The 25,552-nt window shown below is 51.7% G+C and carries 20 protein-coding genes; 9 read left to right on the top strand and 11 right to left on the bottom strand.

What is annotated here, in order from left to right; translation table 11 throughout:
• Positions 1-277 precede the first annotated feature (277 nt).
• The 4 genes from DYY88_RS04295 to DYY88_RS04310 all read left to right on the top strand — a co-directional run bounded on the left by DYY88_RS04295 (position 278) and on the right by DYY88_RS04310 (position 6,206).
• On the top strand, positions 278-1,870 hold the full coding sequence (locus DYY88_RS04295) for a B12-binding domain-containing radical SAM protein (RefSeq protein ID WP_039725697.1): 1,593 nt from the start codon (positions 278-280) through the stop codon (positions 1,868-1,870).
• A 582-nt stretch (positions 1,871-2,452) separates the two neighbouring features.
• The gene (locus tag DYY88_RS04300; RefSeq protein ID WP_039725698.1) at positions 2,453-3,577 is read left to right on the top strand and encodes a fatty acid desaturase; all 1,125 of its coding nucleotides are present in this window, start codon (positions 2,453-2,455) and stop codon (positions 3,575-3,577) included.
• Positions 3,578-3,752: 175 nt separating this feature from the next.
• Positions 3,753-4,739, top strand: coding sequence for a methyltransferase domain-containing protein (locus DYY88_RS04305; protein WP_039725699.1), 987 nt, complete (start codon positions 3,753-3,755; stop codon positions 4,737-4,739).
• Positions 4,740-4,913: 174 nt separating this feature from the next.
• On the top strand, positions 4,914-6,206 hold the full coding sequence (locus DYY88_RS04310) for an FAD-dependent hydroxylase (RefSeq protein WP_044151052.1): 1,293 nt from the start codon (positions 4,914-4,916) through the stop codon (positions 6,204-6,206).
• 160 nt (positions 6,207-6,366) lie between these two features.
• Here the strand turns inward: DYY88_RS04310 and DYY88_RS04315 are convergent, their stop codons facing one another.
• The 6 genes from DYY88_RS04315 to DYY88_RS04340 all read right to left on the bottom strand — a co-directional run bounded on the left by DYY88_RS04315 (position 6,367) and on the right by DYY88_RS04340 (position 12,364).
• Positions 6,367-7,599 carry a saccharopine dehydrogenase family protein gene (locus DYY88_RS04315; RefSeq protein WP_039725700.1) on the bottom strand — a complete coding sequence of 411 codons (1,233 nt, stop codon included), beginning with the start codon at positions 7,597-7,599 and terminating at the stop codon, positions 6,367-6,369.
• A gap of 119 nt (positions 7,600-7,718) precedes the next feature.
• Entirely contained in the window at positions 7,719-8,156 is a 438-nt protein-coding gene (locus DYY88_RS25165; protein ID WP_039725701.1) for a Tery_1686 family protein, read from the bottom strand.
• Between the two features lie 200 nt (positions 8,157-8,356).
• Positions 8,357-8,821, bottom strand: coding sequence for a hypothetical protein (locus DYY88_RS04325; RefSeq protein WP_130199319.1), 465 nt, complete (start codon positions 8,819-8,821; stop codon positions 8,357-8,359).
• 611 nt (positions 8,822-9,432) lie between these two features.
• Positions 9,433-10,476, bottom strand: a complete 1,044-nt coding sequence (locus DYY88_RS04330; RefSeq protein WP_039725702.1) for a hypothetical protein — start codon at positions 10,474-10,476, stop codon at positions 9,433-9,435.
• 77 nt (positions 10,477-10,553) lie between these two features.
• The gene (locus tag DYY88_RS04335; RefSeq protein WP_039725703.1) at positions 10,554-11,345 is read right to left on the bottom strand and encodes an RNA polymerase sigma factor SigF; all 792 of its coding nucleotides are present in this window, start codon (positions 11,343-11,345) and stop codon (positions 10,554-10,556) included.
• Between the two features lie 260 nt (positions 11,346-11,605).
• Complete coding sequence (locus tag DYY88_RS04340; protein WP_039725704.1) at positions 11,606-12,364, bottom strand: dienelactone hydrolase family protein; 759 nt, start codon at positions 12,362-12,364, stop codon at positions 11,606-11,608.
• A gap of 146 nt (positions 12,365-12,510) precedes the next feature.
• Between DYY88_RS04340 and DYY88_RS04345 the strand changes: the two genes are divergently transcribed.
• On the top strand, positions 12,511-12,837 hold the full coding sequence (locus tag DYY88_RS04345; RefSeq protein WP_044151053.1) for a BMC domain-containing protein: 327 nt from the start codon (positions 12,511-12,513) through the stop codon (positions 12,835-12,837).
• 157 nt (positions 12,838-12,994) lie between these two features.
• The gene (locus DYY88_RS04350; RefSeq protein ID WP_039725705.1) at positions 12,995-13,984 is read left to right on the top strand and encodes a GntR family transcriptional regulator; all 990 of its coding nucleotides are present in this window, start codon (positions 12,995-12,997) and stop codon (positions 13,982-13,984) included.
• Here DYY88_RS04350 and DYY88_RS04355 read toward each other — a convergent pair.
• The 5 genes from DYY88_RS04355 to DYY88_RS04375 form a co-directional block, all read right to left on the bottom strand.
• Complete coding sequence (locus DYY88_RS04355) at positions 13,981-14,643, bottom strand: ribonuclease HII (protein ID WP_201278946.1); 663 nt, start codon at positions 14,641-14,643, stop codon at positions 13,981-13,983. The genes DYY88_RS04350 and DYY88_RS04355 overlap by 4 nt on opposite strands.
• Entirely contained in the window at positions 14,633-16,699 is a 2,067-nt protein-coding gene (gene rne, locus DYY88_RS04360; protein ID WP_039725707.1) for a ribonuclease E, read from the bottom strand. Before rne ends, DYY88_RS04355 begins: the two co-directional genes overlap by 11 nt.
• Before the next feature lie 472 nt (positions 16,700-17,171).
• Positions 17,172-18,896 carry a ribonuclease J gene (locus DYY88_RS04365; protein WP_044151054.1) on the bottom strand — a complete coding sequence of 575 codons (1,725 nt, stop codon included), beginning with the start codon at positions 18,894-18,896 and terminating at the stop codon, positions 17,172-17,174.
• A gap of 403 nt (positions 18,897-19,299) precedes the next feature.
• Entirely contained in the window at positions 19,300-20,178 is an 879-nt protein-coding gene (gene dapA / locus DYY88_RS04370; protein WP_039725709.1) for a 4-hydroxy-tetrahydrodipicolinate synthase, read from the bottom strand.
• 194 nt (positions 20,179-20,372) lie between these two features.
• Positions 20,373-21,410, bottom strand: coding sequence for an aspartate-semialdehyde dehydrogenase (locus tag DYY88_RS04375; RefSeq protein ID WP_039725710.1), 1,038 nt, complete (start codon positions 21,408-21,410; stop codon positions 20,373-20,375).
• Between the two features lie 321 nt (positions 21,411-21,731).
• Here DYY88_RS04375 and tig point away from each other — a divergent pair, with 321 nt between their 5' ends.
• The 3 genes from tig (at position 21,732) to clpX (ending at position 25,547) form a co-directional block, all read left to right on the top strand.
• Positions 21,732-23,189: a trigger factor gene (tig, locus tag DYY88_RS04380; protein WP_039725711.1), complete on the top strand. Its 1,458-nt coding sequence runs from the start codon at positions 21,732-21,734 to the stop codon at positions 23,187-23,189.
• A gap of 333 nt (positions 23,190-23,522) precedes the next feature.
• Positions 23,523-24,203 carry an ATP-dependent Clp endopeptidase proteolytic subunit ClpP gene (clpP, locus tag DYY88_RS04385; protein ID WP_039725712.1) on the top strand — a complete coding sequence of 227 codons (681 nt, stop codon included), beginning with the start codon at positions 23,523-23,525 and terminating at the stop codon, positions 24,201-24,203.
• A 9-nt stretch (positions 24,204-24,212) separates the two neighbouring features.
• The gene (gene clpX, locus DYY88_RS04390; protein WP_039725713.1) at positions 24,213-25,547 is read left to right on the top strand and encodes an ATP-dependent protease ATP-binding subunit ClpX; all 1,335 of its coding nucleotides are present in this window, start codon (positions 24,213-24,215) and stop codon (positions 25,545-25,547) included.
• Positions 25,548-25,552: the final 5 nt, after the last annotated feature.

Genomic DNA, 25,552 nt, shown 5'->3' on the forward strand with positions numbered 1-25,552 from the left:
TATGCGGCCTGACAGACATCAATGTCCCATAAGAGCGCAGTCTCCTAGCCGCCTCCAGACTGCCACACAAGCGCTGAACATCTCCTGCGATAGCTCCCTTTGACCATTTTGGCTAGATCTGACCTGTTCGCTGCCAACTGTCCCAACACACCTGAAACATCCGTCAATCAGCGAGCGATCGCCCCTGCCCATCATTATCCAATTCATCAGAAAAAATGATTGCGGTTGTCGTTACCCACTACCCCGCCTAGGATGGCAAAAAGTACCTCTGGTTTTTATGAACATCCTGCTGGTATATCCGCGCTTTCCTCAAAGCTTTTGGTCCTTTGATAAAACATTAGAGCTAGTTAACTTTAAGGCTCAACTGCCGCCCCTAGGATTGATTACTGTAGCCGGCATCTTGCCGCAGTCATGGGGTTACAAATTAGTCGATCGCAACGTTCGGCCCGTCACAGAAGCGGAATGGCAATGGGCTGACATCGTGATCATTTCTGCCATGATTGTCCAAAAGCCAGACTTTTTGGCCAGCATTCAAGAAGCCAAAGCCCACGACAAATTAGTTGCGGTGGGCGGCCCTTACCCCACTGCCTTGCCTCACGAAATTGAATCTTCTGGAGCCGATTTTGCCATTTTGGATGAAGGCGAAATCACCCTGCCCCTGTTTGTTGAAGCAATTGCGCGGGGCGATCGCAGCGGCACCTTCCGGTCTAACGGCGAAAAACCCGCCGTCACTGATACACCGATTCCCCGCTACGACCTACTGGAACTCGACGCCTACGCCGAGATGTCGATTCAATTTTCGCGAGGCTGCCCTTTCCAATGCGAATTTTGCGACATTATCGTCCTCTACGGTCGCAAACCCCGGACCAAAGAACCTGAGCAACTGCTCGCCGAGCTGCAATGTCTCTACGATTTAGGCTGGCGACGCAGCATCTTTATGGTGGATGACAATTTCATCGGCAACAAACGCAACGTCAAGCGTCTATTGCAAGCGATGAAACCTTGGATGGCGGAACGCAACTATCCCTTCTCTTTTGCCACGGAAGCTTCCGTCGATTTGGCCCAAGATCTAGAACTAATGCAAATGATGGTGGACTGCAACTTTGGCACCGTTTTCCTCGGCATCGAAACCCCGGATGACGATAGCCTTAACCTCACCCGAAAATTTCAAAACTTGCGCGATCCCCTGGTGGACTCGGTACAAGCGATCGCCCACGCAGGTCTACGGGTCATGGCGGGCTTCATTATCGGATTTGACGGCGAAAAAAGTGGCGCAGGCCGACGGGTCACTCAATTTGTGGAAGAGACCGCCATTCCCACCGCCATGTTCAGCATGCTCCAAGCCTTACCCGATACGGCCCTATGGCATCGGTTAGCAAAAGAAGGACGCCTGCTCGGCCAAAGTGCCGATGCTAATCAGGTCACCCTGATGAATTTTGTACCAACCCGCCCGATTGAAGAAATTGCGACTGAATATATCGAAGCCTTTTGGCAACTTTACGATCCCCTGGTGGTGCTCAATCGGACTTATCGCCACTTCTTGATGCTCGGCGAAGGCCAAAAACAAGCCTATGAAGGCCGTAATCAGTCAGCGGGTAGCCCCGACATTAACTGGATTATTATTCGCGCCTTTCTAATCATCTGTTGGCGACAGGGCTTCTTGCGCAAAACCCGTTGGCGGTTTTGGGGCAATCTCATCGTCATGCTGTGGCGTTATCCTCACGTGGCGGCCAATTATCTCTCCGTATGTGCCCAAGCCGAGCACTTCATCGATTTTCGTGAGCGGGTCAAGGCCAATATCGAAGCGCAACTCGGAGCTTATTTGGCCTGTAAACAAGAGACCGCTCCGACCACCGCAAAAGCAGCTTGAGCCTCTCATCTATAGACGCACTGACCACAACGCTCACGCACCTCCATTCAGTTCGACCCCAGACCTTTGGATACGAGCGTCAAGGCGATCGCATCCAAAGGTCTGAGAATAAGGGGCATGCCTTTGCGGAGCTAGTTCAACAATCAACTCAGCACTAAAACTTTTGACTACAAGTCAGAGCAAACAAGGCTGCAGCAACTTTGGCACAGGGTATATCGTCTAACTTCCGGAAGCTTTCCCGTTCCCATGGAGACGAGAGGAGGGCGATCGCTCCAATGGGGTAACTTCAACACCTTTCCGACTGCGGAAAGATAGTGCTACTGTAAACTTCTGTAAATCAACTCATAAGTAGGCTGCGAATGCTCTCAGTTGGCAGTGCTGATGCGGTTTGCCTTCAAGCTACTGACTTTGCCGGACCTTACGCATGTCCTGCCAACGTCAGCAGCGTTAGTGCCCTCAGTATCGTTATCGGCATACCTAACCTGATCTTGGTGCCCCCTGAGAACCACTACTAGCGGGACCACCGATCAAACGCTTTCCATCAACCCGTGTGAATCCCTGTTTTAAGGAAAACATTCGTTAATGCAGACCCCCATCAAAAAATCTGACTTTGTTCTGCGCCCCTACATGCAAAGTAGTAATCTGCGCGCCACTTTCCAGCTCTTAAACACGCTCGTGCCTTACGTGCTCCTCTGGGCATTGGCCACCCAAGTCGTCGAGCGATCGCCATTACTCCTCATTCCCATCATCTGCCTCCTCGTGCTGTTCTCCCTGCGATGCTTTTCGCTCATGCACGACTGCGGCCATTACTCACTGTTTCGCAGTAAGCGGGCCAACCGCATTGCTGGGTTCATCCTTGGTCTGGTTAACGCCATTCCTCAACACTGGTGGTCACGCGATCATGCCTATCATCACAAAACCAATGGCGATTGGGAGCGCTACCGCAGCATTGGCGATTTTCTCTCCACTGATGAATTTGCCCAGCTGAGTCCTTTCGACCAAAAACTCTACGGCAGATTGCGGCAGCCTTGGATTATTTTCCCCGGTGGCTTCTTTTACCTCGCCTTTAAACCTCGGCTGATTCTGATTGCGGAGCTGTGGGGCTGCTTGCGCTACACATGGCAAGAATGGCGCAAAAATCCCAAATGTTCTCCTGTCAAAATCATGTCGACCTATCAGCCTCAGCAGTGGCATGGCGCTGATGAATTTTGGGACATTTTGCTCAATAATCTAGTCGTGCTGAGTGGGTGGTGGATCCTTTGTCACTATCTCGGCACTGCTTTCTTTTTGGGCACCTATGCGATCGTGCTGATGCTATCAGCCGCAATCTTCATCTGCATTTTCTTTGTACAGCACAACTTTGAAGGTGCTTATGCCCACCAGACTGAAGGTTGGGACTATTTACAGGGGGCGATCGCGGGCAGCAGCTATCTCGACCTGCCACCGATTCTGAAATGGTTTACAGCCGATATTAGCTACCACAGCATTCATCACCTGTCTGAGCGCATTCCCAACTATCGGCTACGGGCCTGTCACGAGCACAACCGCCACCTGCTCACCCAAGTCACCACCATCCGATTCCGCGATTGGTTAGCTTGCTCCAAACTGATCTTGTGGGATGCCCCTAGTAATCAACTCGTTTCGATCGAGCAGTTTTATCAGCAAGAGCGCGCCCAGCGCATGACTGCCGTAGTGAGCCAGTCCTAAGGAGTGCACTGTTGAGAAGTTCCGACTCGTCAATTTCACACGGCCTTCACCGAGCATCAATCCGCTTCCCTCAGCGCAATTTTGTGAAGTGGTCAGTAGGGAAACCTGCTAGTGGTTACGAACTCGATCTACAATCATGAAAGAACAGATTAATTATTGTTAAGGGTTCCTTTCGATGGTTGTGTATTTTGCCCTGGGGCTAATTGCTGTGTTGTTGGTAGTCGGGACTATCATCTACCTCGCAACTCCCCGCAGTTACGAGTCCTCCAGCACAGTTGCTAACTCCTACGATCAATGGACACAAGATGGCATCTTGGAGTTCTACTGGGGAGAACACATTCACCTGGGGCATTACGGCTCTCCCCCCCGCCGCAAAGACTTTCTTAAAGCCAAATCTGACTTTGTTCATGAAATGGTGCGCTGGGCCGGGTTAGATACCTTGCCTCTAGGCACAACAGTGTTGGATGTCGGGTGCGGGATTGGTGGCAGTAGTCGAATCTTGGCTCGAGACTACGGATTCTCGACTACCGGCATCACTATCAGTCCTCAGCAGGTCAAGCGAGCGCGAGAGTTAACCCCGGAAACCCTAACGGCTAAGTTTCAGGTGGACGATGCTCTAGCATTATCGTTTCCCGACAACAGTTTTGACGTCGTTTGGTCGATTGAGGCCGGGCCTCACATGCCCGATAAAGAAAAATATGGTGCGGAAATGCTGCGTGTGCTGAAACCAGGCGGCATTCTAGTCGTTGCCGACTGGAACCAGCGAGACGATCGCCGCAAACCCTTAAATTTCTGGGAAAAGCCTGTCATGCGGCAGTTATTAGACCAATGGTCTCACCCTTCCTTCTCTAGCATCGAAGGCTTTTCTGAGCAGTTAGAGGCGACGGGTCTCACCGACGGGCAAGTCATCACTGCTGACTGGACTCGCGAAACTTTGCCGTCTTGGTTAGATTCCATTTGGCAAGGCATTGTTCGCCCTCAAGGTTTAGTGAAGTTTGGGTTCACTGGTTTCATTAAATCTCTGCGCGAAGTCCCAACAATGTTGTTGATGCGACTGGCGTTTGGTGCTGGGCTTTGTCGCTTTGGTATGTTCAAAGCTCGCAAGACCACTAACTTGCCGCAGTCTCAACAAAACGCTGTGGGCGAAACCGTTAACGCCTAAAGGGGCAAACTGCACTACTTGCTCTTGTTCATGCGCTAAGGCCCTGGCATTGCTTGAAAGCATCTATGCACAGGGCTTTGCCATTTTAAAGAAAAGCCCGCGTCACAGCAGAGATTTGCTCCGCACGTTACATTCAACTTTAAGTTCTCAATTTTTTGTCGAAGTCCGTTAATCATGCCAGAGTTACTATCGACTGATTGCTCGCAGTCTTTTCACAGCCATCACTGCGATATTGCCATTGTCGGCGGCGGCGTTGTGGGCACGACTCTAGCAGCGGCCTTAGCGGGTTCAGGCTTATCCGTCCTCATTATCGAGGCTCAAACGCTAGAAGGGGCCGCCGCCCGTGAGCGAGGCTATGCTCTGTCGCCACTCTCGGGACAGATCCTTGATGGCATTGGGGTCTGGGAACGGATTTTTCCTTACATCGGCAAGTACCATGACATCTACTTGTCCGATGCTGACTGTCCCCGCTTGGTGAAGTTTCATCCCCAAGATCTGGGCACTGAGTTTTTGGGCTATGTGGGCGAACACCGCATCATGTTGAGCGCCCTGCAAGATTTCATCAATTCGGAACGTGAAACCGTGCAATGGCTATGTCCGGCACAGCTCCAGCAAGTTACTTATCAGTCAGAGGCAGTAATCCTGGATGTTGAGGTCGAGGGACAACTCCAGCAGGTGCGATCGCGTCTGGTAGTCGGTGCTGACGGTCCTCAATCCTACATCCGACAAACTGCAGGCATTCAGACCTGGGGCTGGAAGTATTGGCAGTCGTGCCTCACGTTTATGATCACCCATACCGCGCCTCGCAACGATATTGCCTTTGAGCGATTTTGGCCCGATGGCCCAATGGGGGTCTTGCCATTGACAGGCGATCGCTACCACATTGTTTGGACAGCGCCTCATGCAGAAGCAAAAGCCCTGCAAAACATGGAAGAGGACGAATTCCTTGCTGAGTTGGAATATTACACAGGCGGTTTTTTAGGCAAGCTCACGTTGACCAGCGATCGCCGCGTTTTTCCAGTCCAGCTTTTTCAAAGTCGACAGTATGTGCGCCCACGAGTTGCGCTCGTCGGCGACGCCGCTCATCGCTGCCATCCTGTCGCTGGCCAAGGACTCAACCTGGGTATCCGGGATGCCGCTGCTTTGGCACAAGTCTTAACAACAGCCTGGGCACGAGGTGAAGATCTCGGCAATTTAGCTGTACTGCGGCGCTACGAACGCTGGCGAAAAGTCGAAAATCTAGCCATCCTAGGCTTCACCGATTTTCTTGACCGCATATTTTCTAACCACTGGTGGCCCATCCTGCAAATCAGGCGACTCGGCCTCTGGCTATTGCGCAATGTTCCCCCCTTCAAGGTTTTAGCACTGAAATTTATGACTGGATTCTGGGGCCGTCGTCCGACTTTAGCTCAGGCGAGAACTAAAGCAAATCAGCCTTCTCCGGTAGCTCACAATAGTCTCCTTTAAAGCGGCCCGACACCTGATGACGTGGAGCGATCGCCACCCAGACAACGAGATCACTCACATCCACTCACGCATCCTCGCCCAGTCCGGCCATTAAAGATGGCGTTGAGTAATGCGGACAGCTAACACGGCTAATTTCCCAAGAGCCTAAATGCCGTCCGCATTAATTGAGTACCGTAAAGGTAACACCTGCCCATTGAGGCAAACGCTTTAGCAGTTGGGAACCCATTAGAGAGGCTGGCGTCCAAAAGCCTCCCGGCTGAGCACAATCGGTCAAATCTTTCGCTAGACAAAGGCTTGCTTGCGTAATGAGCTTAGCCGTTGAGCCATATCCCGGATCGCGATCGCCCTTAACTTGAGTCTTCAAAACCTGGCCATCCGCTGTTTTACCGACAAATCGCAAATCATAGAAACCTTGATCTTGCGCCTCCGCACTCGGACCTTGTCCTGGCTTCGGTAAAATCGTGGTTTCTAGCAACTGCCACAGTGGCGCAATTGCAGTTGCTAGCACTAGTCCATCCAAGCCCAACTTCAGCCCTTGGGCCACAAACCAACCGACCGGCCCACCCCGAGTCAAGATTCCTTCCGTATAACGAAACTCAGTGCCGTAAGCGTAGTTTTGCAAGTAGTTCGACCGCAGCACTACCCGCACATTCACATCAGCCATGACAAAGGGAGTCACCCACTCTTGAAAGTCTTGGTCAAACTCCACTGGCATGAGCGGCTGTGGCTGGCTCGCAATTTGCTCACTGTCAGGACACAGAAAATAGGGATTCTTTAGTTCACCCCGCAAGTCTGGATCTTCCATGGCCTCTTTGACCAAATTCAACCCGCTGGCAATCGTTCCCCCAGAGACTCCTCCTTGAGCAGCCATTAACCGCATATTCACCTCTGCACAAGGGTGTTGATACCGTTGCTGAGCTTGGCTTTGCAAATGATACACACCCAAATCAGAAGGAATAGAGTCAAACCCACAACAGGGAACAATGTAAGCTCCGGATTCTAACGCTTGGACTTGATACTGATCGATCATGCGACGAATCCACGGTGATTCTCCAGTTAAATCGCAATAATGCGTTCCAGTCTCAGCACAGGCTTTGACTAGGCGATCGCCATGTAGAGCGTAAGGCCCAACAGTCGAGAGTACGACCCGCGTCTGTAAACACATCGCTCGTAGCGCTGCGTCGTCATCGGCATCGGCCACAATCTGCGTAGGCGCTTCTGCCTCAGGCGATAGGCGATCAGCCAACGCTTTGAGCTTGCTTGCGTTTCGTCCCACGATCGCCCACTTCACCGTTTCACGTTGGCTCTGCTGCACGAACGATTGACAAACGAGCTGCCCGACAAAGCCAGTTGCCCCAAACACCACGACATCAAACAAGCGATTATTCGCCATCGCCCTCAAATCCTCACCTTAAAGACACACGGTCTTTGCCACCCAAGCTAAGCCCCCCTTAACACACCAACGACTTCACTCAAAGTCGCTACAGACGGAGTAAAGTTAACTGTGCTCAGCTAGGCCGACTCCTCAAGCGAATTACTGAAAACCTCAAAGACCTGTTGGCAGCATTTCTTCAAGCGATCGCCAACCGCAGGTTCCGGTACTGTCTCTCCAGTAAATCGCCAGCGGTGAATCGTTGAAAACGTCCATTGCTTACCCCGATGGTCATAACCACCAATTTCCATCCCAATGACGCGCTTGTCTTGGCTATCCGGGTCGTCGTAAAAACGAATTTGCAGCAATAGACTCCGGCAGTGAAAAAGTCGACTAACTCCCGGAAAATGTAATCCAATGTCAATGGAATCGGGATCAACAAGATCCCGAGTATCCTGATCACTCGTCCAGGGTTTTAGATCAACCCTTAAATCAGGAAACTCTACCTTAAATAAGCGTACAACAGTCGCAATTTTGCTCGCGAACTCGATGCTGGTTGCCTGCTCGGCTGCGTTCACACCTTACCTTCCCTGAAAACGCAACTTTCAAACTAAGATAACGCTTAAGTTTCTACAGTCAACCTTGTAACGGACTTACCTAAAATCCCGAAACCTCTCAGAGAGCATCGTCAGATACCCCAGACCTTCTCACAAATCTAATTAAATCTCTCCCCAAGCAACCGGTAACTGGTCACCGCTGACTAGCTAGCAGGCTAACCTTACAGCTCAGTCCCAACAGACGAGTAGTGAGCTTGACAAGTCGATAAGATGGCTAGCTCAGATTCTCCGGGAGTACCGAGATCATAAAAGCCATCGAGGGCCAGCACAAAATCTGAATTACCCGTCGATGCAACTTGCAGATCATCAGTCACTAACGCGATCGCATAACCGTACACCTCTTGTGTGTAGCTGTTCGTGATCTGCAAAGCGAGTTCATTGCCGTCGCGATAACCCTGAAAACAATCAAACGACGATTGAGGCATGAACATAGCCCCCACCAGCTGTGCGTCTTGGGCTGCGAACACCATATATGCTGCGCCTAGCGTCTCCGGCTCTGGCGCAGAACCATATAGATAAACACCATCTGCGATCGCGGTAGATTGAGAAGCAGCCGCATCTAACACATTCGCACTGGGAATTTGATTTGCTGTTGCTGCGGCACATAGCATTAAGCTACCAGCCATACCGCCTAAGAGCAGCTGCCAATGACCACAAAGCAAGGAGCTGTGACGGCTGGCAACTGAAACAGCAGAATTTAGAACTGTCTTGAGACGTGCACCGACACCCATTACCCATCAACTCCTTCACTTATAAATTACTTATGATAATTATTAGAGGAAGAAATCCTCTATAACCACATTAGAGGACCAGTTGTCTGCCTCAGCACGAGATCGCTTAGAGCTTAATATCTCTTTGTATCAGTCCCTGAAAGTGCCTCACAGAGGGTGATCAAGGTCACACAAGAAACGACATCTCGAAAGCATTGATCAGAAAATAGCGCGTTGCAAATCGCTTGTTCCAGTCCTGAGTGACAGACTTTCAACTGGTTAGCAGCTCAACATTAGGGGTTAGACAGGTCTTGACATTCAGACCGTCATTGAGGTGACAAAGTCCTAAATCAACCATGAACAGGCTTTAGTCGCATTTGGAATCAGTGTGTTTTCAGTAAATCAACATGAATTCACAAAAAAGCTCGCCTTCGTACAGAAGGCGAGCAAGCTAATGTGGAGGCAATGTGCGTAAATGAACTCGTCCAGAATCAAGTGTTCGCCAGTCGCTACAAACGGGAACTTAATTACTGAAAAGAGGAAACTGGCTGTGCGGGAGGCAACAGCGGTACCGCAGCAACTGCCGCTGTTGAACCTCCATCATCACCTGGCGCTCCATCCGGAGACACATTAGAACCTACCGGCAAGGCAATTTCTTGACCTCTCTCCTCTAGCACCACCACAGGCGCTGAACCAGCGGGATTCTCAATTCGCTTAACCAATACAGTGCCATTAGCGATGCGATCGCCAACCCTCACGTAGCGACTGGTGGGCTCATTCGGAGCCTTCACAATTGCAAAAGACTCACCATTAACGCGGGCCACACCCGTTACCTGAACTTGAGATGCGACAACCGTGGGCTCAGGTAATTCAGGTAGCTCAGTCGGTGGGGTTGTCGTGCCATTATTATTTTGTCCGCCCCCAGGCTGTGTCGGTGAGATGCCGCCGCCACCGCCGCCAGCATTAGGCTGATTTTCGGGGCTAGTTCCACCATTCTCAGGTGCTGGTGGCGGTGCAGCCGGAGGGGGCGGAATCGGCACAAACGCATACGGATCATTCCGCTCTTTATTAATCTCGTTAAATCTTTCGTTCGGATCAGTAGAGGGCAGCAACTCAGCCCGAGCAATCTCAGCTGCCGTAGGCAATCCAGGCAACATCGCTTCTTCAAACAATTCGGCTTCACCCTCGCCGGTTGGGGTTTCGCCTTCAGTAGCTGAGTCTGGGACGACAACCGCGTCGCTGGGAACTTCGACGCCATCACCTTCAATCACAAAGTCGTCGTCTTGCTGCTCAAGAGAATTTCGAGCAGTCAATGCTGCTAGGCCACCCCCTAAAGGAATTGGTAAGACCATCGCTAACAAGCCCAGCAAACTCATGATCAAGCTATTGCGGGCCCATTTACGCTCTCGCCAAAACTTGATACAGAACACCAACAACGCAAATGGTACCAGCAGCGCGAGCACTCCCCAAAGGGTGCTTACTCGGAAAGCATCCACTACGCCAATAATGCCCCCTATAAAGGAGAGTAAAACTCCCAAGAAGAACAGCAATAATAACAGCATGGCGCTCATGGCTCTGCCTCCTCGCCCATTGTTTAGTCAGCTAGTGCTTCTAAACGATAGCTCACTTCTTAGGGGATGGAACGTTATTAAGCCGTTTCATCTTCAGAAGCAACAACCATCACCCTTTTCAGATGTTTTAAACCTTGCTTGACGCGCCGCGAAACTGTAACCGAACTAATGCCGAGGCGCTCAGCAGTTTCTTTCTGAGTCAGATCTTGCAAAAAGACGAATTCAAGGATGTTACGGGTGCGTTCTTCTAACTGTTGAAGAGCTTGATGTAGGCGGATGCGGTCCTCTTCGGCTAGCTGGAAGCTCCGATATTTCGGATCGGGCAGCATGTCTGATAGAGAAGCTGAATCAGCATCTTCATCTAACACCGGAGCATCTAAGCTCAGTAAAGAGCGGTTACGAATGGCCAGTTTTACTTCACTCCATTCAGTCAAAGAAATTTCCAGATGGTTAGCAATTTCGTAGTCTGTAGGCTGGCGGTTTAGTTGTTCTCGCAATGTAGTAATCGCTTGACGAGACTGACTCGCGAGACTGTGCCATTTACGAGGAATGCGTACCGTACTGCTGCGATCGCGTAGATAATGCTGGATTTCACCCCGGATATAGGGAATCGCAAACGAGCTAAACGCAAAACCTTTAGTCAATTCAAATCGCTCAATTGCACGAATCAAGCCCAGACTGCCAACTTGCATTAAATCATCAAAAGATTCGTCAGATTGCCGAATCCAACGATGAGCTTCGCGTCGCACAAGTCCTAGATTAAGCTGAACCAGCTGATTTCGAATAGCTGGCTGACGATTTTGCTGATAAAGCTGCAGGAGTTCAGCTGTCTTACCTTTCAGATCCGAGTGCAGGGTTGAGGAGGTCATGCTAATTCCGTGACGATTCTAGAGATCGGTGAACAAGGCTATCAAAAATAACTGTTAGACGTCTGAGATTGCTGTTTGCTAGCCCAAAGCTCAAATCAAGTGAACGATAAGCATTGCATAAATTTCCAGGATATCTGCATGCACCCATACTTAACCCTAATTACCTGCTTCATCGTCAACAATGTTGAATTCACTGATTCCGGAACAGGCTCAAAAAAGTTCACATGTATAAAACAGAGATGAAATCAGACATGCCCCAACTAGTCGACAGTCGCTAACTGTGCTTGAAACAGTTCCAGAACCTGAGTCCAGGCATCTTGTGCAGCATGAGCATCGTAACTGGCGCGTTGATCACAGAAAAATCCGTGAGTCGCTTCGGGATATCGGTAAATACGGTGATCAACTTGATGAGTTCTTAATGCATCTTCAATTTCGTCTACCTCAGCGGGAGTAATTAGGGGATCCTGCATCCCGAAAAAGGCGTAGACCGTACCGTGAATGTCTGGAGTGTGGCTGATGGTTGGTGCCCCACCGCCGGGCGCCAACTGGCAAATGCCTGCACCGTAAAAGCTCGCAGTAGCTTGTATCGCAGGTAAAGTGGCCGCGAGGTAGGCCACATGCCCCCCGAAGCAAAAGCCAATGCAACCGACAGCTTGAGGTACTCCCGTAAAATGCTGCTGGACGTATGAGATCGCCCCTTGAATATCACTCAACAATTCGTCAACCTGAGTGCCGTTCTTATATTGTCTTCCTAGCGCAAGCGCGGTTTCGTCATAACCAACTTCGAAACCCGGCGCTTGGCGATGGTAAATGTGGGGAGAGATCGCAATGTAGCCTTGCTGAGCAATCCGCTCTGTCACAGCGCGAATGTGAGCGTTTACCCCAAACACCTCTTGAATGACTACAACCGCCGGACAGTCTTTGGATTCGGTAGGATGAGCAAGATACGCGGGAATGGTGAGTCCCTGACTGAGGATATCAACAGTATGCGTTTGAATGGGAGGAGTTGCTGCTGCCATTAGTTAATTATTCGGTTGAATGCAAGATCGATTTTATTAAAAAGGGTCGACAATCAACCTGTCGAGAGGCACGCGACAGTTAGGACCCAGAACTTTTTATCACCAACCACTCGCGAAACCATTACTTAAAATCAGGTCAGTGTCATATGCAGCAAGCCATTGGGGTAGTCGAAACTTGCGGGATGCCAGGGGCATTAGTGATTGCCGATATCATGGGTAAGAGCGCAAATATTCGAGTGGTTGGGCTAGAAAATACCGACTCGGGACGTATCAGTGTGATTATTCGCGGCTCGACGGGAGCACTCCAAGCAGCCATTGCGGCTGCTCAGGCGGCCCAGACCGCCCATCCCAGCGTTAGCCTCCTGGGACATCACATTGTGCCCTGCCCAGACAACTCGGTTGAGCCGATGGGCCAGCCGCGCCCCAGCCGTCGCTTTTCGCAAAGCAATAGTGTCGAGTGGTTAGACGATTAGACCTACAAGCGTCAAAGTGTCACATTTTGTTGAATTTACATTAATTATCGGACAGGCTGATTCAGCCTTATGTGAGGAGCGTTCATAGCAGCACTATTGAGGCTGCACGACCTCGGAGACAACGTCCCAATTAAGGCGGGCACTGGGAGAGCTATCTGTGCTTAAATTCCATATCCAAACTGACAGCGAAATTCCAGCATCTACTCAACTCTATGACCAGTTGTGGTTTGCGATCGCCTCGCGTCAGTTCCCCCCAGGTTATCGGTTGCCCAGTACCCGTCAATTAGCGATGCAAACCGGGTTGCACCGAAATACCATTAGCAAGGTCTATCGACAACTGGAAGAAGCAGGCGTAGTAGAAGCTCAGCCTGGTTCCGGTATCTATGTCCGAGCCCACTCCACAGTCGAAAGCTCTCGGCCCCATCTAGGACTGTGGGATAAATTTCCTAAAGCCCGAAAAGTCGTTGAAGATGTCTTGGACGAGTTGCTGCGCCAGGGGTGTTCCCTAAACCAAGCTCGCGAACTCTTTTTTGCCGAAGTGGACTGGCGATTGCGGTGTAGCGCTCGCGTTTTAGTCACCGTGCAGAGTCAAGATTTAGGAGCGGGCGAACTTATCGTGCGCGAATTGGAAGCCGCTTTGCACATTCCAGTACAGTTGGTGGCGTTGGAAGAATTGGAAGATAGCCTGGCGCAGGCCCGATCTGGGACGGTAGTGACGAGTCGCTACTTTTTAGCGGAGGCGGAGGCGATCGCTGGACCTAAGTCTGTCCGAGTTATTCCCATTGATATTTACGACTACAACCGCGAGCTGGGACTGCTCAAAGAATTGCCTCAAGACACTTGTTTAGGCATGGTCAGTCTGAGTTCCGGTATTTTGCGGGCAGCAGAAGTGATTGCCTACAGTTTGCGGGGCGAAGACGTGCTGGTGATGACGGCACAAACCGAGGATGCCTACAAACTGAATGCGCTGGTGCGAAGTGCCCAAACCATTGTGGTGTTTGACCAAGCCAGCTTGCCTGTTGTCAAGCAGGCCATTAATAGCGCCCGTGAAGACCTGATCAGAGCACCACAAATTGTCGTATGCGACAACTACATTGGCGAAAAATCGATCAACCTACTGAAGCGAGAGCTGGGCTTAGAAAGCTAATGGCTGCGGCCCGGCTCGGGCAGTAAACTTAGCTGCTGAGCAACCTTAAAAGATTGGCGATGCTGGGGCGATCGCCCTAACCGGGCGATGGCTTCGCGGTGTCGGGCACTCCCATATCCTTTATTAGAGGCGAGATCATAGCCGGGATAGCGGCGATCAAGGCGCACAATGAGCGCATCGCGCCACACTTTTGCCAAAATGCTGGCTGCCGCGATCGCCACATCGACCTGATCCCCCTTAACCACCGTCTGCTGGGGCACCGCTAGATCGGGAATACGTTGATTGCCATCTACTAAGCACAGTTCAGGGGCTACAGATAGGCGGCAAATTGCCCGTCGCATTGCTAAGAGTGAAGCCTGTAAAATATTGAGCCGATCAATTTCGTGAACGGTTGCTAAGCCGAGGGCATAGGCCCGCGCCTGCGATTTAATCTGCGGCACCAAGGCCTCTCGTCGGGGAGCGGTCAAGCGCTTGCTGTCTGTCACTCCTAAGGTAGCCAAGTCAGCGCTAGTGCTGGCGTCAAGAATGACCGCTCCGGCCACCACTGGACCAAACAAAGCTCCTCTTCCCACCTCATCGACGCCCGCGATGATCGCCGCGGGCGTCGACGCTAACGTTGGCGTAATCGCCACCGAAGTGTTGCGGACTTTAACCATCATCTCCGCTGGCCGAAGATCGGCGGCGACGGCGACGGCGCGTTTTAGGTGCCGATTCAGCCACCGTTTCGGCTATGTCACTTGCCTCAGCGTTATCAGTATTGGCTTCCGCCGTCTCGACTGCCACTGTCACTGCCGACTCTGTCGAACTCCCATTTTCATCTGCGGAGTCAGCAGACTTACGACGAGATTTGAGGATTGGTTCAGCCACCGTTGAGCTCGACTGCTCAGGCACTGCGTCGGTATTTTCTGGGGAGTCATTACTGCTGCCGTCATCGGACAGTTGTGCCGCCTCCCCTGGTAACACGACCTGCACGATCGCATTCTTGGCGTCCTTAATTTCTTTCGTGCTCAACACCAGCGGCGAAATGCCCATCATGGCGTAGACGCTTTGTTCTTCAGGGGTCATTTCAACGATGACTGTTTCGGGCGGCGTGGCGGGCTTGCGATCGCCTCTGCCGCCTCGACTACGACTAGATCGACCGCTACTGGCAGTCGATTCATTACTCGTCGACTTGGCTGGTGGCTCCGCTGGCGTTGCTTCAACCGTCACAGGTGCAGGTGTCGAGGGCCGCGCAGTGTCACTGCTTTTACCATTGCTGCGGCTAGGTGCGGGTGAATCACGACGACGGCGACGGCGCCCTCCCCGGTTACCCTTCGACTCCTGATAGCTGGGATGATGGAGCAAGTCCAACTCTTGTAGGTCAGAATGAGGCTCTAAATCTTCGGTGAAGGCTTCTTTCAAAGAGGGATGAGCGCGATTACTGGTACTTGCTAACTCGCGACTCGGCTCACTCGTCGACTCATGCACGGTCGAGGGCTGCTCTCCCGGCAAATGCACCACATGCCCTAAGCCACCACAAGTGGGACAAGGGCGTCCAAACAGTTCGTAGAGGTTTTGGCCCTGGCGCTTTCGAGTCAACTCGACCAGCCCCAGTTCTGACAGTTGCGAAATTTGGGGCCGGGCTTTGTCAGCCCGTAGGGCGCGGTTAAAGGTTTCCAACACTTGTAGTTGGTCACGGCGCGAGTCCATGTCGATGAAATCAACAATGATCACACCGGCAACGTTACGCAATCGCAGTTGACGGGCAATTTCTTCCGCTGCTTCACAGTTCGTCCAGAGCACCGTTTCCCGTGCGGTCGCCGATCGCGTAAAGGACCCGGAGTTCACGTCAATGACCGTCAGCGCCTCGGTGGGCTCCATAATGATGTACCCACCCGAAGGCAAGTCGACCCGGGGTTGGAGGGCTTCCCGAATGGCTGCATTGACCCGGAAAAATTCCAACAAGGGCACGCGATCGCGATGATGATCGATCAAAACTCCGGAGGGAATGCGCCCAGCGTTCCAATTCATCAAATGCTGTTTTACCCGCTTTAGTCCCGTATGGGAATCGGTCACAATGCGGTTCACATCAGCGCTGTAAACATCTCGCAGCACTCGTTGAATAAAGTCATCATCACGATTCAACAACTCGGGCGGCCGCTTCGTTACCGCTTCTTGCTGAATCGTTTCCCACTGTTTTTGCAACGACTCTAAGTCTTCAATGATGGCTTCTTCAGGAACATCCTCCGCCTCGGTTCGCACTAGCAAGCCCATCCCTGCTGGCTTAAGCAAAATCGCTAAAGCTCGCAGACGGTTCCGCTCTTGCTCATTTTGAATGCGACGGGAGAGATTGACCCCCTTGCCGTAAGGCATCAACACCAGGTAACGGCCCGGCAAGGTGACATTACCGGTGAGCCGAGGGCCTTTGTTCCCCGTCGGCTCCTTCATAATTTGCACCAGCACTTTTTGCTGAGGCGCTAGCAACTCAGTAATCGAACCAGCCGCACGCTTAAGCCGCAGCGGGCCTAAATCTGTGACGTGCATAAAACCGTTGCGTTCACTGTCACCAATGTTGACAAACGCCGCGTCAATACCCGGCAAAACATTTTCAACAGTTCCCACATAAATGTCGCCAACTTGATGGGTCCCTGTGGCAACAATGAGTTCTTGTATCTGATCTCCTTGAAAAACAGCAGCTATGCGATGCTGTTCAGCAATAACAATCTGCTTAGGCATTCAATATCCTCAAATCTTGTAATGATTCGACTCCGCCTGTTAACGCTGCGGCAGCGAACCGTAATAACACAAACAATGCTGTCTTTCAGAAGCGAACATCACTGCCGTTGACCAGTAACGACGCAGGCAGGCGGAACGCGATCGCAGATAGCTCATTCACCTTTGAAGAGCTGGAACGGTCTCGAAAACCGCAAGTACCACGGTTCCAGGGCTACCAAAATCTTTGTCGAATCTCAAAAATTCTGACAGAAGCCTTTGGTAAGCGGCTGCAATTGGCTCTCTTGCTTGTCAATGCTCAAGCCCAACCACAGGTCTGCTTCTGTTGGGTGCATTATAGCGCCCAGTGGCGAGAACAAGCACATTCATTAATAAAACCTCCGCTCAGCCCCGTCGAAACGGCCACTAAGCGGAGGTTAAGTTTTACAACATTCATCAAACCGCTATAGCGGCTAAGTCCCAGGAATCCAGCAGCTTACGATGCGGTTAGCGCGGGGACTGGCGCATTATTTTCTGCTGTTTCTACCCAGTTCAGCAATAGAACCGTCACAGGATACCGCTTCGGCAACTCTTTACGGATCAGTCGGCGTAACTCTGATTCGATCGCAGGCTGAATGCCGTCACGCTCAATACCTTTCTTATTGGTGCGTTCTCGCAAAACTCGCCCAATCAAATCAGACACTTTGTTTTGGAACCGCTCCAAATCTAGGGTTTGTGAAATCCCCCGAATATCGACCGTTGGCGGAGTGACGAGTTTGCCTCGTTGGCTCACGATCGCCGCCACTGTAATAATGCCGTCCTCAGCGAGCTGCTGGCGATCGCGCAGGGTTTCTCGGTCCACCACACCTTGGCGAGAGGAATCAACCAGTTCAATCCCCGAAGGCACTTTGCCACCAATCCCAATACTGTTTTGGGTCAGTTCGACGACATCGCCGTTGTTAATGATGACCATGTTTTCCGCAGGCACGCCCATACTTTGGGCCGTCTGAGAATGTTTCACTAACATCCGATGCTCACCATGCACCGGCAAGAAAAATTTCGGTCGGGTCAGGGCCAGCATGAGTTTTTGATCTTCCTGGGCACCATGTCCCGAGACGTGAATCCCTTGATGCTTGCCGTAAACGACCTTGGCACCTTTCATCATCAGTTTATCGATGTTATTAACCACTGAGATCGTGTTGCCGGGAATGGGATTCGCGGAGAAGACAACGGTATCGCCTTCACGAATTTTGATCTCTCGGTGAGAGCCATTAGCAATGCGGGTTAATGCCGCCATCGGCTCACCCTGCGACCCGGTCATGAGAATCATCACGTCGCGATCAGAATATTGGCTCAAGTTCCGCAGGGGTTGAAAGCGATCTTCTTCGCATTTGATGTACCCCAACTCGCGGGCATGGGCAATCACATTAAGCATGGAACGTCCCACCACAAAAACCATGCGGTGATGCTTTTTCGCCAGTTCCAAGATCATGTTGACCCGATGGACCGACGAAGAGAAGGTGGTGACCAGCAGGCGGCCGTCGGCTTGGGAAAAGACTCGATCCAAGTTAGGAAACACCGATCGCTCGGAAGGGGTATGACCGGGTACTTCCGAATTGGTTGAGTCGCTGATCAGACAGAGAACGCCTTTTTCGCCGTACTCGGCCAGCTTTTGCACATCAAAATGTTCGCCATCGACCGGGGTATGGTCAAACTTAAAGTCGCCCGTATGGATCACCACGCCCAGAGGGGTGTGAATCGCCACACTACAGCTATCGGCAATGGAGTGGGTGTTGCGAATATATTCCACCACAAAGGATTTGCCGAGGCGCACCATGTCACGAGGCCGCACCGGACGCAGTTCAGTGCGATCGCTGACCCCAGCTTCTTCCAACTTGCCTTCTAGCAAAGCCATTGCCAAGCGTGGACCATAGATCACCGGAATGTCGAACTGCTTGAGGTGGTAAGCAATGCCGCCAATGTGGTCTTCGTGGCCATGGGTGACGATCATGCCCTTAATTTTGTGGCGGTTGTCTCGCAAATAAGTCACATCCGGCAGCACAATATTCACACCATGCATACCGTCAGTGGGGAAAGCGAGGCCTGCATCGAGCAGAATAATCTCGTCATTGATTTCAAACACACAGGTGTTTTTACCAATTTCATGCAGTCCACCGAGGGGAATAATCTTGAGCTTTGCATCAGGATTGGGATTAGTCATACAGTTTGTCGTTAATAAAAAATGCCAAAAATGGCTGAACAAAAGATTGAAAGGGCATTGCCCTACTGATTGGTCGCTCCTGTCTCCGTAGTGCCAAGGCAACGACCCGCACAGGTAAAGCAAGACTTATTTAGAAAACTCTGGAAACTACTGCAGTAAGACAGATTTTTCAAAAAATATGCTGACTTCGAGCCCACCCAGCAAAGCTGAAGCGACCTTTCCAGCAACTTGCAAGGCACTAAAGGTGAGCTCAAAAACGTAATTACCGTCAGATAACGGCGCTAATCGGTCAAGGTCGGGTTGGATAAGGCCATACACACTCCGTGAATCAATGTACATAAAGAAATTAGATGTATTCAGTTGTGCCAAGCTCTTAGGGTTGCAGCCCTGATAATTAACGGCGCTAGGCCAATGAGTTCAAAACGGCCTGCAATTCACTTTTTACGGCATCACTCGCCGGCAACAGGGGCGAACGCAGAGAACCAACCTGCCACCCTTTCAGGGCCAAGGCTGCTTTGACCGGAATCGGATTTGTTTCCAAGAACAGTGCCTTAAACAAAGGGAACAACTTCAGATGGCTTGCTGTGGCCGCTTGAACGTCACCTGATTCGAAAGCTCTGATCATCTGCTGCAGCTGATTACCGACCAGATGACTCGCCACACTTACGACACCACAGCCCCCAACCGCCAACAACGGCAGCGTTAGAGAATCATCGCCAGAGTAAATGGCAAATGCACTGGGAGTTACAGACCGCAAATGACTCGCGAAATCAAGATTTCCACTGGCCTCTTTAATGGCCACGATGTTGTCGATCTCTGACAGTTGCACAAGGGTGTCAATCGAGAAGCTCTGCCCTGTCCTACCAGGAATATTGTAGAGCATGACTGGGAAATCGTCGCAGGCATCAGCGATCGCCCGAAAATGCTGCAGCAATCCAGCTTGGGTCGGCTTGTTGTAATAGGGCACGACTTGCAACGTCCCATCCAGATTTAGGGCCGCCGCTTTGCGGGTGGCTTCAATCGCTTCTGTAGTGGAGTTCGAGCCAGTTCCGGCAATCACTTTAGCGCGATCGCCCACCGCTGCCTTGACACATTGAAAGAGTTGGAACTCTTCGTCCCAGGATAGGGTGGGAGACTCGCCAGTGGTACCACAAACCACCAAACCATCGCTGCCGTTATCGACTAGATGCGCTGCCAGCTTTTCTGCCACTGAGTAATCGACAGTGTTGTCGGCCCCAAAAGGCGTCACCATTGCCGTCAGTACCCGTCCAAAATATCCCACGCGCTCAAATCCTTTTATCAACCCAGGCTAGTCGCTCCTAATGCAAAAGCCAATTGCCTGATGTGAGTTGGTGTCAGCAATAACATAGCAACCTTGCGCCCGCAAAGCCATAGGGTAGCAGCGGCAAAGCCCCTCATTTAATTCATTCGCCTCAGCCACATCCTTAACCGACGCGGCTGAAGCGCGTTAAAGAATTAGGCCAGCGTCGCCATGGGTTTCACCCACTGCTTTTGCACAAGCAGTTCCGCAATTTGGACGGCATTGAGTGCCGCGCCTTTGCGGATTTGGTCACCGCAAAGCCAAAGCTCCAGGCCGTTGGGATGCGATAAGTCGGACCGAATGCGTCCAACCAACACATCATCCTGACCACTCGCGTCCTGGGGCATGGGAAAATAATTTGCTTCCCAGTCCTCGAGCAGCTTGACCCCCGGTGCAGCGACCAGAGCAGCACGCGCCTGATCCGGCGAAAAAGGAGCCGCAAACTCTAAATTGACCGCTTCGGAGTGGGCACGCAATACCGGCACTCGGATACAGGTGGCCGTTACTCGCAAATCGGCCTCCCCGAAAATTTTGCGGGTTTCGTTCACCATTTTCATCTCTTCTTGACAATAGCCATTGTCATTCAAAGGCGAGTTGTGGGGGAACAAATTGAAAGCCAGCGGATAGGGAAACGCCTCAGTTTTGGGTTCTGTACCATCCAAAATGGCTTGGGCCTGCTGCTTCATCTCTTCCATGGCCTGAGCACCAGCGCCGCTTGCGGATTGATAGGTAGCCACCACAATGCGCTGAATCGGCTGAATTTGATGGAGTGGCCAAAGGGCAACCGCCATCAAAATCGTGGTGCAGTTGGGATTCGCAATCACGCCTTGATGGTGGGCAGCAGCCTGCGGGTTCACTTCGGGGACAACAAGTGGCGTCTTCGGATCCATGCGAAAGGCACTGGAGTTGTCAATGACGACCGCTCCGGCGGCAGTGGCTTTGGCCGCCCATTCGCGAGAAACGCTAGCACCTGCTGAGGCCAGCACAATATCAATATCGTCGAAGGCGCGATCGCCGAGGGGCTGCACCGTGAGTGATTGGCCTTTGAAGGGTAGGGTTTTGCCTGCCGAGCGAGGAGACGCCAACAGTCGGAGTTCGGTCAGTGGAAACTGCCGCTCCTCTAACAGCGCCATCAATTCCGTCCCCACGGCTCCAGTGGCCCCCAAAATTGCTACCCGATATCCCTCAGCCACGTCGCTTACCCTCCATCTTCATAAACTTTTTGTATTGCTGGCCAAGTCAAGGCTCGCCCCGTCCTAATAAAACGAGCAATGCCGAGTCACTGTTTGGAACCAGCGGATTTGTCTGACACCATGTTCTCACTGGGGTGCGATCGCAATCGTTAAGATGCCTTGAAATCCGCCAGCCATGTTGTCCCATGAATGCAGTATCATAGCTAACTGCGTCAAAATTCGACAGTCATCGCACTAAGACAGCATCGCTGCTTCCAGCACTGTTCTTTGGAGCAAAGCCAGATATTTTTCGACGATTCGCAAGGAAGTTAGGACTCTTTCATGAAAGTTACTCAAGAACAACTGCCCGATAGTCAAGTGGGGTTGCAAATTGAAGTGCCCGCTGAGGTTTCTAAGCAAACCTATGAAAAGGTCCTAAAAAAATTAATCAAAACGGTGCGAATTCCGGGGTTTCGTCCCGGCAAGGTGCCTCGTCCAGTCTTTTTGCAGCGTTTTGGCACAGCCCAGATCAAAGCTGCGGCCCTGGAAGAACTCGTGCAAACGGCAGTTGAACAGGCTATTAAAGACGAATCGATTGAAGCGATCGGCAATTATCAACTAACCACCGAGTTCGACGAACTGATCGAGCAATACACTCCGGGCGAAACGCTCACGTTTCAAGCCTCGGTGGATGTGCCGCCTCGAGTCACTCTGGAGCAATACACCGGCTTAGAAGTGCAGGCTGAAGAGATTAAGTACGAAGCCAGCAAAGTCGATGAGGTCTTGGAGCAATATCGCCTCAATCTTGCCACCTTGGTGCCCGTCGAGGATCGCGCCGTTCAAATGGGTGACGTGGCCGTGGTGGACTTTGAGGGCAAGGTCGAGCAGGCCGATGGCTCTTTTGAAGTTTTTGAAGGCGGCAGTGCTGAAGACTTCCAGCTGGATATTAAAGAAGGCGGCTTCATTGACGGCTTTGTCGAGGGCATCGTGGGGATGTCTCTGGATGAAACTAAAGAGTTGTCGCTGCAGTTTCCCGAAGACTATCCACAGGCAGATTTAGCAGGCAAGGCGACGATTTTCACCGTGACAGTCAAGGAACTCAAGGAAAAGGAATTGCCTGAGTTAGACGATGACTTTGCAGAAGAAGTCAGCGAGTTTGAAACGTTGGAAGCACTCCGTAATTCTCTAGAAGAGCGGTATCAACAGGAGGCGCAAGACAAAACTGAAGCGAATCAGTTTGAAGCGTTGCTCGCGGCCCTGCTTAAGCACCTAGACGCCGAAATCCCAGAAACGCTGATTCGTCGCGAGGCCAATCATCTGGTACAGCAAGCTGCCATTCAACTCAGCCGCCAGGGCATTGACATCGGCAAAATGTTGACTCAGGAAATCATTGAAAACATGCGCGAGCGATCGCGCCCTGAGGCCATTGATCGGCTACGTCGCACCCTCGCATTGGGCGAAGTCGCCAAGCAGGAATCGATCAAGGTCGAAGAGGACGAAGTGGCTGAGCGGATGAAGGAGATGCTGGAAGAAGTCAGCAACCCCGAGCAGGTTGACCGCGATCGCCTACGTGAGGTCGTTAACGAAGAACTGCTACAAGAAAAAATTCTGAAGTGGCTGGTCGAAAATAACACAGTTGAAATGGTGCCTGAGGGCACACTGTCGGCCGCTGAAGCGGCAGCTGATGAAGAGAGCGAGTCCACCCCGGAAACCGCTCCTACGATTGAGCCAGCCGCTGACCCAGAGACCACAACGACGGTCGAAACTACCGCTGTCTCCACCACCAGCGAAGAGGAGTAGCGGCACAGCCACCCCAAGGTTCACCAGATAGTCAGACGATCGGCTCAACGCTCAATGATCAGACTTCAAAGATTAATGAAGCGCATGGGGATCAGAAACCGAGAAATTGGTCTACACTTTGGGGCAAATCGCGACTTTTCCGGATTCAGCTCGTTCCTGAACCTCCGGTAGTGAGTTCGTGGTTGGGGCATAATGTTGTCTAGCGGCTAAAACGACTAGGCTGTGTGACAACTGTGGCAAAGTTGCTGGCTTTCACAAGCCAAACCAGTTGTCAGAATGCGGAAAGTTGCTAGCTGCGGTGACTTAATAGATTTGGAAATACTCAACAGTTTAATGGCATTGCAATCTCACACAAATCACATCCTGACGAGTCAAAGCCAGCTGCACCAACAGGTTCAGAACGTTTTACCCATGGTGGTTGAACAGTCTGGCCGGGGTGAGCGCGCTTTTGATATCTATTCTCGACTACTGCGGGAGCGCATTATTTTTCTAGGCACTCCGGTGAATGACAAGATTGCCGATGCCATTGTTGCCCAACTGCTATTTTTAGATGCAGAAGAGCCTGAGAAAGACGTCCAAATTTACATCAATTCTCCCGGTGGTTCGGTAACGGCAGGCATGGCCATTTATGACACTATGCAGCAGATTCGACCGGATGTGGTCACGATCTGTTTTGGTTTAGCTGCTAGCATGGGTGCGTTTCTGCTATGTGGTGGTGCTCCCGGCAAGCGATTGTCACTCCCTAGTGCACGCATCATGATCCACCAACCGTTGGGCGGTGCTCAAGGCCAAGCTGTGGATATCGAGATTCAAGCCAAAGAAATTTTGTACCACAAGCAGCGATTAAACGAGCTCATCGCACACCACAGTGGGCAGCCCATAGAGCGCATTGAAACCGATACTGAACGTGACTTTTACATGTCGGCGGAAGAAGCCAAAAATTACGGCTTAATTGACCAGGTGCTAGCACAAAACTCACTGACAACTGCTGCCACAGCTGCTGCATCGCAATAGGGGTACACCATGTCTAAGTACGACTCCCATCTCAAATGTTCCTTTTGTGGCAAGTCACAAGAGCAGGTACGCAAGCTGATTGCTGGGCCTGGGGTTTACATTTGCGATGAATGTGTTGACCTGTGCAACGAAATTTTGGATGAAGAACTCTTTGACTCAGGCGCGACGGTTCCTCAGTCAGTGCCCCGGCGAGAGCAAACGCCTGAGCGGCGGCGGACCCCTTCCCCAATTTCTTTCAGCCAGGTGCCAAAGCCGCGTGAGATCAAGAGCTACTTAGACGAACATGTAATTGGTCAAGATGAGGCCAAAAAAGTCTTGTCCGTTGCAGTTTATAACCACTACAAACGCCTCAGTCATTTGCAAAGCCAAGCTGAGAATGCTGAGGATGCGGTCGAAATTCAAAAAGCTAATATCTTACTAATCGGCCCAACGGGATCTGGGAAAACGTTGCTGGCACAGACGCTGGCCCGCGTCTTGGATGTACCGTTTGCCGTAGCTGATGCGACAACCCTCACAGAAGCGGGCTACGTCGGCGAAGACGTGGAAAACATTCTGCTGCGGCTGCTGCAAGTAGCGGATCTCGATGTCGAAGAGGCCCAACGCGGCATTATTTACATCGACGAAATCGATAAGATTGCCCGCAAGAGCGAAAATCCTTCGATTACCCGCGATGTCTCTGGTGAAGGCGTGCAGCAGGCTCTGTTGAAGATGTTGGAAGGCACAGTCGCCAATGTGCCGCCGCAGGGCGGTCGCAAGCATCCTTATCAGGATTGCATCCAGATTGATACGAGCAACATTTTGTTCATCTGCGGGGGCGCCTTTGTGGGGCTCGAAAAGCTGGTCGAGCAGCGGGCTGGCAAAAAGTCAATGGGCTTCATTCAACCGGGAGACAGCCAAGCCTCTCGCGAAAAGCGCACCGCCGATGTGCTGAAGCAGTTAGAGCCGCAAGACCTGGTGAAATACGGCCTTATTCCTGAGTTTATCGGTCGGATTCCGGCCATTACGGTCGTCGATCCGCTAGATGAGGAAATGCTGGTCGAGATCATGACCGAGCCGAAGAATGCGCTGATCAAGCAATTCCAAAAGCTCATGGGCATGGACAACGTGCAGCTGGAGTTTAAGCCGGATGCGATTCGCGCGATCGCTCGGGAAGCCTATCGGCGCAAAACCGGAGCACGGGCACTACGCGGCATCGTTGAAGAATTGATGCTCGATGTGATGTACGAGCTGCCCTCGCGGAAAGATCTGAAGCGCTGTACCATCACTCGGGAAATGGTCGAACAACGCTCCACGGCTGAGTTGTTGGTGCATCCGTCTTCATTGCCCAAGCCTGAGTCGGCATAGGGGCT

The sequence above is a fragment of the Leptolyngbya iicbica LK genome, from assembly GCF_004212215.1.
Taxonomy (GTDB): Bacteria; Cyanobacteriota; Cyanobacteriia; order Phormidesmidales; family Phormidesmidaceae; genus Halomicronema; species Halomicronema iicbica.

Bases quoted from the DNA above. Each gene is read 5' to 3' on its own strand.
- DYY88_RS04295 (WP_039725697.1), top strand. From the start codon at position 278: ATGAACATCCTGCTGGTATATCCGCGCTTTCCTCAAAGCTTTTGGTCC.
- DYY88_RS04300 (WP_039725698.1), top strand. From the start codon at position 2,453: ATGCAGACCCCCATCAAAAAATCTGACTTTGTTCTGCGCCCCTACATG.
- DYY88_RS04305 (WP_039725699.1), top strand. From the start codon at position 3,753: ATGGTTGTGTATTTTGCCCTGGGGCTAATTGCTGTGTTGTTGGTAGTC.
- DYY88_RS04310 (WP_044151052.1), top strand. From the start codon at position 4,914: ATGCCAGAGTTACTATCGACTGATTGCTCGCAGTCTTTTCACAGCCAT.
- DYY88_RS04315 (WP_039725700.1), bottom strand. From the start codon at position 7,599: ATGGCGAATAATCGCTTGTTTGATGTCGTGGTGTTTGGGGCAACTGGC.
- DYY88_RS04325 (WP_130199319.1), bottom strand. From the start codon at position 8,821: ATGGCTGGTAGCTTAATGCTATGTGCCGCAGCAACAGCAAATCAAATT.
- DYY88_RS04330 (WP_039725702.1), bottom strand. From the start codon at position 10,476: ATGAGCGCCATGCTGTTATTATTGCTGTTCTTCTTGGGAGTTTTACTC.
- DYY88_RS04335 (WP_039725703.1), bottom strand. From the start codon at position 11,345: ATGACCTCCTCAACCCTGCACTCGGATCTGAAAGGTAAGACAGCTGAA.
- DYY88_RS04340 (WP_039725704.1), bottom strand. From the start codon at position 12,364: ATGGCAGCAGCAACTCCTCCCATTCAAACGCATACTGTTGATATCCTC.
- DYY88_RS04345 (WP_044151053.1), top strand. From the start codon at position 12,511: ATGCAGCAAGCCATTGGGGTAGTCGAAACTTGCGGGATGCCAGGGGCA.
- DYY88_RS04355 (WP_201278946.1), bottom strand. From the start codon at position 14,643: ATGATGGTTAAAGTCCGCAACACTTCGGTGGCGATTACGCCAACGTTA.
- rne (WP_039725707.1), bottom strand. From the start codon at position 16,699: ATGCCTAAGCAGATTGTTATTGCTGAACAGCATCGCATAGCTGCTGTT.
- DYY88_RS04365 (WP_044151054.1), bottom strand. From the start codon at position 18,896: ATGACTAATCCCAATCCTGATGCAAAGCTCAAGATTATTCCCCTCGGT.
- tig (WP_039725711.1), top strand. From the start codon at position 21,732: ATGAAAGTTACTCAAGAACAACTGCCCGATAGTCAAGTGGGGTTGCAA.
- clpP (WP_039725712.1), top strand. From the start codon at position 23,523: ATGGCATTGCAATCTCACACAAATCACATCCTGACGAGTCAAAGCCAG.
- clpX (WP_039725713.1), top strand. From the start codon at position 24,213: ATGTCTAAGTACGACTCCCATCTCAAATGTTCCTTTTGTGGCAAGTCA.